This is a genomic window from Roseomonas gilardii subsp. gilardii (genome assembly GCF_023078375.1).
In the GTDB taxonomy this organism is placed as follows: domain Bacteria; phylum Pseudomonadota; class Alphaproteobacteria; order Acetobacterales; family Acetobacteraceae; genus Roseomonas; species Roseomonas gilardii.
Window position 1 is genome coordinate 134,378 of the sequence record NZ_CP095555.1, and the last position, 13,815, is coordinate 148,192.

8 protein-coding genes and 2 pseudogenes are annotated in these 13,815 nt (G+C 64.9%); 1 reads left to right on the top strand and 9 read right to left on the bottom strand.

Features of this window, described 5'->3' with window-relative positions; translation table 11 throughout:
• Positions 1-3 precede the first annotated feature (3 nt).
• The gene (locus tag MVG78_RS20145; protein WP_247561000.1) at positions 4-972 is read left to right on the top strand and encodes a LysR family transcriptional regulator; all 969 of its coding nucleotides are present in this window, start codon (positions 4-6) and stop codon (positions 970-972) included.
• Positions 973-993: 21 nt separating this feature from the next.
• Here the strand turns inward: MVG78_RS20145 and MVG78_RS20150 are convergent, their stop codons facing one another.
• The 9 genes and pseudogenes from MVG78_RS20150 to MVG78_RS20190 form a co-directional block, all read right to left on the bottom strand.
• Positions 994-1,683, bottom strand: coding sequence for an MFS transporter (locus tag MVG78_RS20150; RefSeq protein WP_247561002.1), 690 nt, complete (start codon positions 1,681-1,683; stop codon positions 994-996).
• A gap of 216 nt (positions 1,684-1,899) precedes the next feature.
• Positions 1,900-5,008 (bottom strand): annotated as a pseudogene (locus MVG78_RS20155) (efflux RND transporter permease subunit).
• Position 5,009: 1 nt separating this feature from the next.
• Entirely contained in the window at positions 5,010-6,200 is a 1,191-nt protein-coding gene (locus tag MVG78_RS20160; RefSeq protein WP_345892906.1) for an efflux RND transporter periplasmic adaptor subunit, read from the bottom strand.
• A gap of 62 nt (positions 6,201-6,262) precedes the next feature.
• Positions 6,263-7,072: pseudogene (locus MVG78_RS20165) on the bottom strand (IS5 family transposase).
• 275 nt (positions 7,073-7,347) lie between these two features.
• Complete coding sequence (locus MVG78_RS20170; RefSeq protein WP_247561004.1) at positions 7,348-9,258, bottom strand: esterase/lipase family protein; 1,911 nt, start codon at positions 9,256-9,258, stop codon at positions 7,348-7,350.
• 249 nt (positions 9,259-9,507) lie between these two features.
• A complete protein-coding gene (locus tag MVG78_RS20175) occupies positions 9,508-10,593 on the bottom strand; it encodes an ABC transporter ATP-binding protein (RefSeq protein WP_247561006.1) in 1,086 nt (361 codons plus the stop codon).
• Between the two features lie 67 nt (positions 10,594-10,660).
• Positions 10,661-11,971 carry an alpha-glucosidase/alpha-galactosidase gene (gene melA, locus MVG78_RS20180; RefSeq protein WP_247561007.1) on the bottom strand — a complete coding sequence of 437 codons (1,311 nt, stop codon included), beginning with the start codon at positions 11,969-11,971 and terminating at the stop codon, positions 10,661-10,663.
• Between the two features lie 35 nt (positions 11,972-12,006).
• Positions 12,007-12,861, bottom strand: coding sequence for a carbohydrate ABC transporter permease (locus tag MVG78_RS20185; RefSeq protein ID WP_247561008.1), 855 nt, complete (start codon positions 12,859-12,861; stop codon positions 12,007-12,009).
• Positions 12,858-13,790: a carbohydrate ABC transporter permease gene (locus MVG78_RS20190; RefSeq protein ID WP_247561009.1), complete on the bottom strand. Its 933-nt coding sequence runs from the start codon at positions 13,788-13,790 to the stop codon at positions 12,858-12,860. Before MVG78_RS20190 ends, MVG78_RS20185 begins: the two co-directional genes overlap by 4 nt.
• Positions 13,791-13,815 lie beyond the last annotated feature (25 nt).

Consider the following 13,815-nt stretch of genomic DNA (forward strand, 5'->3'; position numbering starts at 1 on the left):
ATCTTGGAGACACGCTTCCTGCGGACCTTCCTGGCGGTGGTGGAGACTTCCTCCCTGGCACAAGCCAGCCGTAGGCTCGGGATCACACCTTCAGCGGTCGTACAGCGGATCAGAGCACTGGAGGCCGAGATCGGCCAACCGCTGATCAGGCGTTCCGGGCAAGCCATGCGGCCCACGCCGGCCGCCGCAGCCATTCTGGCCGATGTTGGCCGGTTGCTTGCTGCGGAGGAAGCGGTCAAGGCAGCTGCCTCCGCGGACCTTGAAACCGGCTTGCTGCGCGTGGGCGTCATTCACACCGCACTGACCGGCTTCCTGCCGGACCTCCTGGTGGAACTGAAGCGGAGCCGCCCTGGCATGGAACTCTATATTCAGCCCGGCACCTCCGACAATCTCTATGCCGATGTCGTCGAAGGCAGGCTGGATGTGGCTATCGTCGTGCAGCCTCACTTCCCGCAACCCAAGACACTGGAATGGTTCCTGTTGCGGCAGGAGCCACTGCTGCTCATTACGCCAGCCCATGTCGAGGACGCCGATCCCTTCAGCGTTCTGCAACAGGAACCGCTCATTCGCTATGACCGCAACAACTGGGGCGGGAGGATCGTGGATCTTTACCTGCGCAGCCTTGGGGTCCGGCCCCGCGAACACTATGAGCTCGACTCCCTTGAGGCGATCACCATCATGGTCAGCCGTGGTCTTGGCGTCGCGCTGATCCCGGATTGGCTTCCGCCATGGCCCGAAGGCGTGAGGGTCCATCGCCTGACGCTGCCCCAGGCGCCCCTGCGCAACATCGGCGCGCTATGGCTCAAGGCTTCGCATCGGCTTCCCTTGATCAAGGCTTTCGTCCAGGAGGCAGGACGGCCCGGCCACGCTCCACACGAAACAGGGAATGACGGCCTGAACCACAGCCATCCCTCGCCGGGACAAAGAGAGGGTTCAACACCGGTTGGCCTGCGGCCCGGTGGAGGGTACTGAGGTTGTCTCGGCGTCCAATGCTCACCGTTGTCCCGTCACATGGGCGCCGGCCTCCGGCCGCAATCCCAGGAAGCCGGCCGCCGCCAATCCGGACAGCGCACCGATCGCGGCGAAGACAGGAGGGAAATCCGCCGTCGTGATATGCCCGCCCGCGCCCACCACCAAACTCAGTAGCGTTGCCGCGATTGCGACGCCCAGGCTCATCGAAAGTTGCTGCGCCACGCTGGCGATGCTGGTCCCCTTGCTCATGATCTCGGGCGTCAGGTCGGCATATCCCAGGGCGTTCACGCTGGTCACCTGCACCGACCGGATGAAACCCAGCAGCACGCCATTGACTATCAGCAGGCGGCGGAAGCCGGTGCGGCTCAGGATACGGCGCGCCATCGTCTTGTTTACCATCGCACCGATACTGGTCACGAAGGTCAGCATCCCCGATTGCAGCGCTCCCAGACCGAAACCAAGCTGGAACAGCAGTGGCAGCAGAAAGGGCACCGCACCGATCGAGAAACGGTTGACACCCCCTGCGAGGGTCGCGATCCGGAAACTGCCCACCCGGAACAACGACAGGTCGATCACCGGATTGGCTACCCGCCGCGCATGCCAAGTATAGGCGCCGCAGAGCAGCGCGAAGATGACGAAGAGCGTGACCTCGGTCTTCATGCCCGCGACGTGGTGGCCCAGACCCGGATGCCAGGCAGGCAGAAGCATCATACCAGCGGACCCGGGGGCACAGCAGGAACTGCGGAGTGCTCGTTCAGGAAAAACCAGAGGCGAGGCGTTGATGAGGGATGGCACTCCTCGTTCCTGACGCCCTTTGCGAGGTGGAGTCACCGCTGCTGGCGTGGGACCGGCCGAAACCAAAAGGGCAGTTGCATGCGTCAGGATGGCGGTGCCAAGACCTTTTGCCGCTCGGCATTCTTCATCGGGTCAGGAAATCCAGGTCTTGGCTTTTTCGCGCAAGGTCTGAACCCCGACATAAAGAGCAGGGATCATCAGCAAACCGAGCAAGGTTCCTATCAGAAGGCCGCCGAACAGCGTCATGCCGATGGAACGGCGGCTTTCCGCCCCGGCGCCGCTTGCGATGACCAGCGGTACAACACCCAGGATCGAACTGAAGGCTGTCATGACCAGCGGCCGGAAGCGCTGCCTCGTCCCGTCCAGGGCGGCCTCCAGGATGCCCATCCCCTCCTCCCGGCGTTTCTTGGCAAACTCCACGATGAGGATAGCGTTCTTCGCTGCCAAGCCGACCAGCAGCAGCAGGCCGATCTGGGAGTAGAGATCGATCGGCCTGCCGGTCACGGCCAGGCTGCCGAGGGCACCCAGCACGGCGATGGCAACCGATAGCATAACGGCGATCGGGACACTCCAGCTCTCATACTGGGCCACGAGGAAGAGGTAGGTGAAAACCGTGCCGATCACGATGATCAGGATCGTCTCCGCCCCCGCCTGCCGCTCCTGCAAAGCCAGGCCGGTCCACTCGAAGCCAAAGCCTTCCGGCAGGGTTTCCCGTGCCAGGGCCTCCATGCGATCCAGTGCCGCGCCGCTGCTGGTGCCGGCGGATGCCTGACCGTTGATAGAGACAGCCGGGAAGAGATTGTAGCGGTTGATGGTGCTCGGCCCGAGTATATCCGAGGTGACGACCAGGGCACGCAGCGGCACCATCTCGCCCGCGCTGCTTCGGACATGCAGGCGCCCGATATCGGCCACGCGCCTGCGAAAGCGCGGCTCGTCCTGGATGCGAACCTGGAACACCCGGGACAGGATATTGAAGTCGTCCACATAGGCTGAGCCGAGATGAGCCTGCAACGTCTCGAAGATGGCACCTGGCGTCACGCCGAGCAGTTCCGCACGGCGCCGGTCGATCTGCAGGTAGATCTGGGGAGTATCCGACCGGAAGGTGCTGAACACGCCGGTCAGTCCCGACGTCTGGTTCGCCCGGAAAATCAGACCGCGCATCGCCTCGGCGAGATCCTCCGGGCTCTGTCCGGCGCGGGCCTGCAGGCGCATGTCGAAGCCCCCCGTGTTGCCAAGTCCCGGGATGGCAGGTGGCACAAAGGCCACGGCCGTCCCGGCCGTCATCTCCGCGAAATGGCTCCGGAGATGCGCCAGGATGCCTTCGAGGCTCTCGGCAGGTCCCCTGCGCTCCCGCCATGACCGGAGCGAAGCGATGACCATGCCCGCATCGGAACCGCCACCGCCGATCATGCTGCTGCCGGCGATGCTGATGACGCTGCCAACGCCCGGCGTGTCGCGCACGGTGCGGACCACGTCGTTCAGGGCGGCTTCGGTCCTGTCCAGCGAGGCAGCGCCGGGAAGCTGGAGATTCACAAAGATGTAGCCCAGATCTTCCGAGGGGATGAAGGCCGTCGGCAGCGCACGGAACAGGCCGAAGACGCCGCCCAGGACCGCCACCATGATCACCCCGGTCATGGCCAGTCGCTTTCCGAGACGTGTCAGGATGACCAGGCAGCCCTGCCGCGAACGGTCGAGGGCCGTATCGAGCACCGAGAAGAACCGGCCCTGCCGCCCACCCGGCCGTTTCAGGAGCATCACGCAAAGGGCCGGGCTCAGGGTCAGGGCGTTGATGGTCGAGAGCACGATCGTCGACATGATCGTCACCGCGAACTGCCCGTAAAGCTGGCCCGTGATACCCGACAGGAAGCCGATGGGAAGGAACAACGCGGCGAGCACGAGCGTCGTGACGACGATTGGTGCAGTGACCTGCCCCATCGTGTCCAACGTGGCCTCGGCGACGGGCAGGCCCTTCTCCTGCATCGCCCGCTGGACGCCCTCCACCACGATGATGGCATCGTCGACCACCAGGCTGATGGCCAGCACGACGGCGAAGAGAGTGATGGTATTGGCCGAGTAACCCAATGCATAGAGGATGACGAAGCCGCCCAGCAGCGAAACCGGGATCGTCAGCATCGGGATCAGCGTGGCGCGCCAGTCCTGGAGGAAGATATAGGTGACCAGGACGACAAGCAGGAAGGTGATGCCGAGCGTTATAGCGATTTCCCGGATTGTCTCGTTCACGAAGGCCGTGGTGTCGAACACGACCGTCTCCGACAGATCGTCCGGAAACTGCGCGGCGACGCGCGACAGCTCTGCTCGCACGGCCCCGGCGACGTTCAGGGCATTGGCGTCGGGCGATGCATAGACAACGACGGTGGCACTCGGCTGTCCGTTGAAGCGTGAGCGGATATCGTAGGATTCGGCACCGAGCTCGACACGCGCCACGTCACGGAGGCTGACGATCGCGCCATCGGCATTGGTGCGGATCACGATGTCCCCGAACTCCTCCGGCGTTGACAACCGTCCCCGCGCCATGATGGTCATCTGCAGTTCCTGCCCGGCCGGCATCGGGGGAGACCCGATCGACCCTGCGGAGGCCTGCGCATTGTGGGAGCGGATGGCCGCCGTGATGTCCGCCGCGGTGATGCCCAGGGCCTGCATGCGATCGGGATTCATCCAGACCCGCATGCTGTAGGCCGGGCCGAAAACGCCGACCTCTCCCACGCCGGGAATGCGGGCCAGCGTGTCCCGCAGGTTGACCGAGGCGTAGTTGCTGATGAAGATTCCATCCCGCGTGCCACGTGGCGAATAGACCGCGACCCCCAGCAGCATGCTGGTGGACCGGCTGCGGACGGAAACACCCGTCTGCGTAACCGCAGGCGGCAGCCTGGCCGTGGCCTGGGCAACCCGGTTCTGCACGTTCACCTGGGCGATGGCCGGGTCCGTGCCCACGCGGAAGGTGACCGTCAGCGAATAGCTGCCGTTGTTGCCGCTGGAGGATGACATGTACATCATGTCATCGACGCCGTTGACCCGCTCCTCGATCGGAGCACCGACACTCTCCGTGAGAACATCGGCGCTGGCGCCGGGATAGCTGGCGCTCACCTGGATCTCGGGTGGCGTAATCGGCGGAAACTGCGCGACCGGGATCATGGTGAGGGCGATCAGACCGGCAATCGCCGTCACGATGGCGATGACCATTCGCGAAACGTGGCCGTCGGATGAAGAGACCAGATATCATGTCACGGCTGCGCCGGAAGGGCGGGTGCCGAGGTTTCGCCCGGTATGGCCGCGGAATCCGGAGCCTGCATCACCCGCACCGTCACACCGGGCCGTGCGTTCTGGAAGCCCTGAACGATGATGCGCTCCCCGCCTTTCAAGCCGTCCTCGACGATCCAGTTCTGCCCGACCTGGGAGCCGACGCGGATACGCCGGAGTTCGACCTTGTTATCGTCATCTACCAGAAGGACGAAGCGCCCTTCCCGGTCGAGTTGCACCGCGCCGAGTGGGACCATGGGGTGCTTAACCGGAGCTTCGGGGTGCATCGCCAGTGTGACAAACTGGCCCGGAACCAGAAGGCCATCCGGATTCGGGAAGCGCGCGCGCACCGGGATGGTACCGGTCCGAGGGTCGAATTCATTCCCGATGAACTCTATTTCGCCTCGATAAGGGTAGGCCTGGCCGGAAGCCAGGACAAGGGTGGGCACGGATGCTTTGCTTTCCTGGCCGGCTACCAGGCCGGTGCGATACTCCAGGAGGCTCTGGTCACTCACCGAGAAGACGACACGGACCGGATCAACTTGAACGACCCGGACCAGCGGTCCCGACGAGGGTGCAACGAGACTTCCCACCGCGAAGGCCGTATGACCGATCCGACCCGCGAACGGTGCCCTGATGGTGGTATAGCTGAGATCGAGTTCAGCCCTCCGGACACCAGCCTCCGCCGAAAGCACATTGGCGCGGCCACGATCGCGCGCGGCCTGAGCTTCCTCAAGGGCAGCCTGGGAAGCTGCCTGAGTCCGGCGAAGCTGTTGGTTGCGTTGGAATCTCCCCTCCGCATCGCGGAGATCAGCCTGTGCGCTCGCAAGGGCAGCTCTGGCGGCGGCCAGTGATGCTTCGTATCCGGCACTTTCAATCTGGAAGAGTATCTGCCCGGCCTGCACGACCTGGCCTTCATCGAATGGGCGCGCTTCCAGGAACCCCTCGACCCGTGACCGGATATCGACCGTATTGATGGCCTCCACGCGCCCCATGAAGTCGGCACCTGGCGCAACGTTCTCGACAGGCACAGGCGTGACGCTCACAGCGGGTGTCTGTGCGCCTGCCTGGCCACTCAATAAGACAAGGGCGATGAAGGCGATCGAAAGAAAACCACGGGGCCAGAAGACAAGAAGGCGCACAATCACAGGCCGTTTTCCCGATCTTCGTGGCATTTCATGATTTTGCAATCCCGAAACATTAGCGCGCAGAAACTGCCCCCGATGTTGTATGCTCCTCAGAATCGAGGGCAACAATGTTTGATATCCGGTCTCAGGACGCACTGATTGAGCCAGAAGGTGACGGCGAGAGTGATAGTGATAGTGCTGAAGAAGGTATGCGCGCAGCGGTCGTAGCACATGGCGATGCGGTGCCAGTCCTTGGACCTGCTGAACATGACCTCGATGCGATGCCGCTGGCGATAGAGCAACGCATCGTGGGGGATTGGCTGCTTGCGACTGCGCGTTGATGGGAATGCAGGGCGTGATGCCGAGAGTTGTCGGGGCGTCGCGGAAGCGGGTACCGTCATAGCCACGGTCGGCGATCAGTTCCTGCGCGCTGATTGGAAGCCGCGGCAGCATGAGGCCCGCACTGCGATGGTCACTGGCTTGGCCTTCGGTGAGTAGGAGCACGACGGGTCGGCCCTGTCCGCCGCAGGCGGCGTGGAGCTTGGAGTTCAGGTCGCCCTTGGCGCGACCGATGTAGCGGGGAAAAGCCCCTTTTGGAGCAGGCTGGCGGCGGTGCGATGCACCTTGAGGTGGGTGCTGTCGATCATCAGCCACCCCAGTAGGCCGCCCTTTCCAGCAAAGACGGCAAAGATCCGATCGAACACACCCATGCGGCCCCAACGGATGAAACGGTTGTAGAGCGTCTTGTGCGAGCCATAGGAGGTGAGGGCGTCACGCCACTGAAGGGGCCGTGGCGGATGACGTAGATGATGCCACCGAGGACCCGTCGGCGTCCACCCACGGGATACCATGCAGAGTGGAAAGTGCGGCGACAAGCGCCGCATCTGGGCGACTGAAAGCAGGAATGGCAGCGTGGGCATGGTGACACCTCCACGACACCAGAATCACGCCTTCCGCGTCGCTTCAAGCGATTGAAGCGATCAATAGGTCCTGAGCCTATATGCCTGCTCCCCTATCCTGAGTCGCTGGGGTTTCGGAGGGATGCCGGCTGTGATTCGCTGTGTCTCGACGTAAGCAGAGGGCGAGATAGCAGCGGCGATCGGGATCACCCGGATGGAGTTGGACGCGGCAGGGCGGCTGGCGGGACCCAGGGCGTGCCGGAGCGCTCGGCCTGCCTTTCCGGCCAGTTGGGCCCTCAGCAGGCTGTCGCGGTACCGCGGTGGATCACGGGGCAGACATTCCGCCAGTGGAGCAGCAGGAGGCGCCGGACTTCGGCAATCGTCTGCGGGTTGTTCTGGGTGGAATGGCCCGAGCGTACGATGAACTCGGACTCCATACCCGGCAGATGCGCGCTTTCGAACCGCACCACGCCATCGCTGCCACTCTCCGGGGGTCCGTTGCCCTGGACCGCGATGATCGAGTTTCCCGTGACGCCGGGCGCCAGCGGCAAGGGTCTCATGGAGGCGATGAAGGGGCTGCCGGGCGTCATCCCGTTCAGGCTGCCCAGCCGGGCGCCATGCAGATTAAGCGCGACGGCATCGGCGTTGCCGGAAAGGACCTCCGCGCTGGCCTCGGCCACGGACAGCGGCAGGGTGATCAGCCGCGACAGCAGGCGCGTCACGGCGAATTCCGTCAGGAAGCTGCCGCCATGCGGCGTGGCGATGAAGATCACGCGCCGGACCTCGGGCACCGGCCGGAAGAAATAGGACCGGCGGATGAGATCCAGGCTGGCCGGGCTGAGCTGGAGGTCCTCCGGCCGCCGCCGGCTGATCTGTGCCCAGAGCCGGTCACCCGGATCGACCGCCATCATCTTTGCCAGGAGGCCACCCTGGCTATGCCCGATCAGGACCATCTGTCCCAGGGCCGGGTCCGCGCCAGGTCCTCCGAGGCGCTGGATGGAGGCATTCAGAGCCTCTCGGAGCTGCATGGCCGAATAGGGGATGGGATTGCCGGTGGCGTAGGAAAAGAACCAGAATTCATAGTGCTGCGAGATCCTCTGGTCGGCCATCAGGTCGTTCACCATGTCCGCCCAGCGTGCCTCGCTGGAAGCCGTCCCGTGGATCAGCACGACGGGGATGCGGCCTTGCCGGTGTTCCGTCAGCGCAGCGAGGCGCGCCGGCAAGCCGTTGAGCAGATCACCGAACAAGAAAGCCCGGAATTCCTGCCGCCAGAGATTGGCTTCCTGCAGGCCCTGCGCCAGAGCGGCGCTCTGCCGGTATTCCAGCGGCACCGTCCGGCCATGCACTTCCGCGCTCTGCTCGTCGAAGATCAGGTGCAGGCTGAGGCGCCCCTGGAGGTGCTTCTTCCTGATCTGCTCCGCGGGTGCATCCACGTCGAGCAGCACCGTTCCCGGAATGCGGAAGCGCCCGCGGATGATGCCGCGCGCCACCTGCCCCGGGCGCAGCGCCGCCGTATCGCCCTGCCCGCCAGGCAGGACCCGGGGATCATCGCCACCGGCGACATCGGTCAGGGGGGCCGGGGTGGCCACGGCCAGGGGTGCCCCCAGCCCCGCATGGCGATAGATGTTGTTCAGCCCCCGCACTCCCATGCGGGTGCTTGGCAGGAAGTCCGTCAAGCGTCCCTGCCCCCATTCGAGGCTGGCATCGTCGAGACTGATGTCGATGGTGCCGAAGGGCAGGTCGTAGCGGCCGCCGCGCAGCACGACATGCACCCCGTCCTCCCCCATCAGGGCCTCGGAAAGAGCGAGGTTGTAGAGATCACAGGCCTGCCGGAAGCGCGGGTCGAAGGCGTCGGGTGCCCTGGTGTGGTCCTTCGGGAAGAGGAAGGCCTGGGCATAGAGGGCCGAGGCCAGGAGATAGGGCCGCCCGCCCCCACGCCGGCCGAAGAGATAGGAAGCCTCCGCCAGGGCGAAGAGTTCCTGCGGTTCGGCGGTTCCGGATGCGACGCGCTGGTGCAACACCGCCAGGGTCGCCGCGGGGGCACGGTCGAAGGAGGCCAGCACTGAGAGCTGCCGGAAGATGTTGCGGCTGTCCTCGCTGAGCTCGTTGGAGGACATGGTGTTGCGGGTGAAAGTCCGGTAATCGGTCTGCTGGTCGATCCGATCGACTGTCACTGGCGAGGCGCAGGCGGCCAGCAGGCTGAGCATCAGGCAGCAGCCGAGAGTGGCCCACCGGCCGCCCCCCGAGCTGGCACCGAGCAATCTCCAACTCCCCCGAATCACCGATCCATCCCAATCTCGTCAGGCACAGCATGGCTTACCGCCGTCACGCTCCGGCGGACAGATTGGATCGGACATCCCTGGCCATCGTTACGTGACAGTTCGGTAAAGGGCCCGAAGCGGCCGGAACCGCCAGAAGCAGGCCGCTGGGACGACAGAGGCGGCCTCAGCCCCCGATCAAAGGGACCGCGAGACCATCTGCTCTCCATCCGGGCGGAAGAGGTGCGCCATGGAGACGTCGAGATGCAAAGGCACGCTTTCGCCGGGCCTCGGCTTCTGCTGCCCTTCGAGCTGGGCGGTGATGGGCTGCCCGTCGGGAAGGGTTCCATAGATGAGCGAGGAGCCGCCCAGTTGCTCGACGAGTTGGACCCTGGCCTCGCCGAGACGCACGCCGGCACCGCCGAGCCGCAGATGCTCGGGCCTGATCCCGAAGCTGCAATCCGTTTCGCCCTGCCAGCGGAGATGCTGCAGAGGCAACACCGTGTCCCCGAGCGAGACCTGTACCGTGCCGTCCTGGCCGGGCCGCAGCGTCGCCTGCAGGAAGTTCATCTTCGGGCTGCCGATGAAGCCCGCCACGAAGCGGTTGACGGGGTTGTTGTAGAGTTCCAGCGGCGATCCGACCTGTTCCACCCGCCCGCCCCGGAGGACCACGATCTTGTCGGCCATGGTCATGGCCTCGACCTGATCATGGGTCACGTAGATCATCGTGTTACCGAGCTGCTGGTGCAGCTTCGCGATCTCCACACGCATCTGCACGCGCAGTTCGGCATCGAGGTTGGAGAGCGGCTCGTCGAAGAGGAAGATCTTGGGTTCGCGGACAATGGCCCGGCCGATGGCTACGCGCTGCCGCTGGCCACCGGAAAGCTGCTTCGGCTTGCGGTCAAGCAGGTGCTCAAGCTGCAGGATTGCGGCGGCGCGGCGGACGCGGGCGTCGATCTCCGGCTTGGGCATCCGCGCCGTTTCCAGCGCGAAGGCCATGTTCTTGTAGACGTTCATATGCGGATAGAGCGCATAGGACTGAAAGACCATGGCGATGCCGCGCTGTGCCGCCGGCACGTCGTTCATCACCTCTCCGTCGATCCGCAGGTCGCCGTCGCTGATGCTCTCCAGGCCCGCGATCATCCGCAGCAGCGTGGACTTGCCGCAGCCCGATGGGCCGACGAAGACCACGAACTCCCCGTTGGTCACGGACAGATTCACGTCCTGGATCACCGCGTGTTCGGCGAAACGCTTATGGACGTGCTCCAGGGCCAGCCAGCTCATCCGTTCCTCCCGTTCCTGCTTCTTGTTCTGGCCGGGGCGGGCCGTTCCGGCCCGCCCTGGTGCTCCATCAGGCTGCCATGGCTTCCGGGCGGACCCCCACCGGCATGGCCGGGCCATGCGCCGCGATCAGATCGTCCACCATGCTGCGGATCTCGCGCAGCGACAGCACGCTCGCCGCATGGCGATCGAGCACCGCGGCGCGGTAGACCGCATCCCGGTCGCCTTCCAGTGCCGCGCGGACCGTGAGCTCCTGCACGAAGACATGCGGCGCGCAATGGGCGGCCAGTTCCGGCGGCAGGGTTCCGACATGACAGGCGCGCAGGCCGTTGCGATCCACGATCACCGGCACCTCGACACAGCAGTCGCGCGGCAGATTCTCGATCAGGCCGGTATTGCGGACATTGCCGTAGATGAGCTGCGGCTCGCCCGTGACCATGCCGTTGATGATCGCGGCACCGTATTCGTCGCTGCGCTCCAGCGGGAAGCTGTCGCCGGCCAGAAGCTTCTGCCGCGTCTCGGCATAGCGCCGCAGGTTGCGCTCGCTACGGCGGACATATTCGTCCACCGGCACGTCATACTCGGCGATCTGGTCCTCGCGGCGGAGGAAGTAGGGTGTGTACTCCGCGGTATGCTCGCTCGATTCGCTGACGAAGCGCCCCAGATGCTCCATCAGCTCGAAGCGGATCTTGTCCTTGGCGAAGATCTCTGGATTCCGTGCCGCGCGGCGGAGCTGCGGGTAGGCGTCCTTGCCGTCGATCTCCAGGCGCAGGAACCAGGTCATGTGATTGATGCCGCCGCAGTCATAGCTGAGGCGCGAACGGTCCACGCCGAGATAGGTGGCGAGGTCCCGCGCCGTGTGCTGCACGTTGTGGCAGAGCCCGACCACCTGCTGCTCCGGGAAGGCCTTGTAGACCGCCCAGGTCAGGATGCTCATCGGGTTGGTGTAGTTCATCAGCAGGGCGTCCGGGCAGACCGCGCGCATGTCCCGCACGAGGTCCACCATGAAGGGGATGGTCCGCAGCCCCCGGAAGATGCCACCGATACCCACCGTGTCGGCGATGGTCTGCTTGAGGCCGTAGCGGCGCGGGATGTCGAAATCCAGCAGGGTCGCCTGGTGCATGCCGATCTGCACCATGTTGATCACGAAGTCCGCACCCTCCAGGCAGCGGCGGCGGTCGGCATGCTCGGTGACGGTAGCCCCGGCATCGAACTGCCCGGAGGTCCAGCGCGCCATCATTCCGGCCGTCTCCAGACGCTCCGGGTCGATGTCGTGCAACGCGATTTCGCATTCCTTCATCGAAGGAAGGCTGAGGATGTCGGTGAGCAGGTTCTTGACGAAGACGACGCTGCCGGCGCCGACCATGGCGATCTTGGTCATGTTCACTTCTCGGGGTCCAAGGGTTCGGGAAAAGGTCACTTGAGGCCGGTGCTGGCGATCCCCTGCACCAGATAGCGCTGGAAGATCAGGAAGATGAGCAGCATCGGCAGAAGGGAGATCAGGGCCAGCGCCATGACGCCGCCCCAGTCCGGGTTGGCCTCGCCACGCAGCAGGTTCAGGCCGAGCGGCAGGGTGAAGAGATCCTGGTCGGTCAGCACCACGAGCGGCCAGGCGAAGTCGTTCCAGCGCCACATGAAGGTGAAGATCACCAGCACGGCGATGATGGGCTTGGAGAGGGGCAGCACGATGCGCAGGAAGATCCGCATCTCGCCCGCGCCGTCCAGGCGTGCGGCTTCCAGCAGCTCGTCCGGGATGCTCACCATGAACTGGCGCACCATGAAGACGCCGAAAGCCTCCGCCGCCCGGGGGAGGATGACACCCCAGGGGGAGTTCAGCAGGCCGAGCCAGGAGACCACGAGGAATTCGGGCACCAGGATCACCTGGATCGGGATCATCAGCGCGCCGAGGATCGCGAAGAACAGGATATCGCGGCCGGGAAAGCGGAACTTGGCGAAGACATAGCCGCATAGCAGATTGGCGGAGACCGTGATCACCACCGCCACCACGGCGATGAAGGTGGAGTTGAGCGTCCAGGTCAGGAAGGGATGCCGTTCCCAGATGTTGTGGAAGTTCTCCAGCGTCAGGACCTGCGGGATGAGGCTGACCACGGGCTGGAAGACTTCCGAGCGCGGCCGGATGGCCGTGGCGAGCATCCAGTAGAGCGGGAAGATCATGGCCACCGCCCCGAGCGCCAGGGCGATCCAGATCAGCACGGTGCCGGTCCGGCGATGGCCGGGGCGCGGAGCGGCCGTTTCCAGGGCGGCGCTCATAGCACGTTCTCCGACTGGCGGCTCACTCGCCACTGGATGATGGTGAAGCCGAGCACGATGGCATAGAGCACCACGCCGATGGCGCTGGCATAGCCCATCTCGGAGGTCGTGAAGGCCGACTGGTAGATGTACTGCACTAGCATGGTGGTGGAGAAGCCCGGACCGCCACCGGTCATGACATAGATGAGGTCGAAGACCTGGAAGGAGTGGATCACGCTCAGCACCAGGAGGAGGAAGGTGGCGGGCCGCAGCAGGGGAAGGGTGATCTTCCAGAACTGGCGGAAGGGCGAGGCCCCGTCCATCGTCGCGGCCTCGTAGTAGAGGGCCGGGATGGATTGCAGGGCGGCGAGATAGACCACCATGCAGAAACCCACTCTGACCCACAGGGTCGCCAGCACGAGCGAGGGCAGAGCCCAGCTCGGCGAGGACAGCCAGGGGATGCGGTCGCCGCCCAGGCGCACGATCAGGGAATTGATGACCCCGTAATGCTCGTTGAACAGCCAGGCGGCGATGATGCCGGTGGCGACGGCCGACACCACGACGGGGAGGAAGTAGATGCTGCGCAGGAAGACCCGCCCGGGCATGTGCCGGTTCAGCGCCACCGCCAGGAGCAGGCCGCCCGCCATGGTGGTCGGGACGGAGGCCAGGGCATAGGCCGCGGTATTGAGCAGCGCGTGCCAGAACTGGGTGTCGCCCAGCAGCCGGCGATAGTTGGCCAGCCCCGCATACTCGGCATCGCCGATCAGGCTCCAGTCATGGAAGCTGATGTAGAAGGCGTAGAGCAGCGGAAAGAAGCTGAAGGCGCTGAACAGCACCAGATTGGGGCTGATGAAGGCATAGGCCGTCATCCAGGGGTGCCGGAAGGACCGGCGCGCCCGTGCCGCGGGGGTGGGCTGCGCGGCGCTTGTCAGGGCCAGGCTGCTGGGCATGGTTCACCTCTCGGCAGAAGGATGC

Bases quoted from the DNA above. Each gene is read 5' to 3' on its own strand.
- MVG78_RS20190 (WP_247561009.1), bottom strand. From the start codon at position 13,790: ATGCCCAGCAGCCTGGCCCTGACAAGCGCCGCGCAGCCCACCCCCGCG.
- MVG78_RS20150 (WP_247561002.1), bottom strand. From the start codon at position 1,683: ATGATGCTTCTGCCTGCCTGGCATCCGGGTCTGGGCCACCACGTCGCG.
- MVG78_RS20185 (WP_247561008.1), bottom strand. From the start codon at position 12,861: ATGAGCGCCGCCCTGGAAACGGCCGCTCCGCGCCCCGGCCATCGCCGG.
- MVG78_RS20160 (WP_345892906.1), bottom strand. From the start codon at position 6,200: ATGCCACGAAGATCGGGAAAACGGCCTGTGATTGTGCGCCTTCTTGTC.
- melA (WP_247561007.1), bottom strand. From the start codon at position 11,971: ATGACCAAGATCGCCATGGTCGGCGCCGGCAGCGTCGTCTTCGTCAAG.
- MVG78_RS20175 (WP_247561006.1), bottom strand. From the start codon at position 10,593: ATGAGCTGGCTGGCCCTGGAGCACGTCCATAAGCGTTTCGCCGAACAC.
- MVG78_RS20170 (WP_247561004.1), bottom strand. From the start codon at position 9,258: ATGCTCAGCCTGCTGGCCGCCTGCGCCTCGCCAGTGACAGTCGATCGG.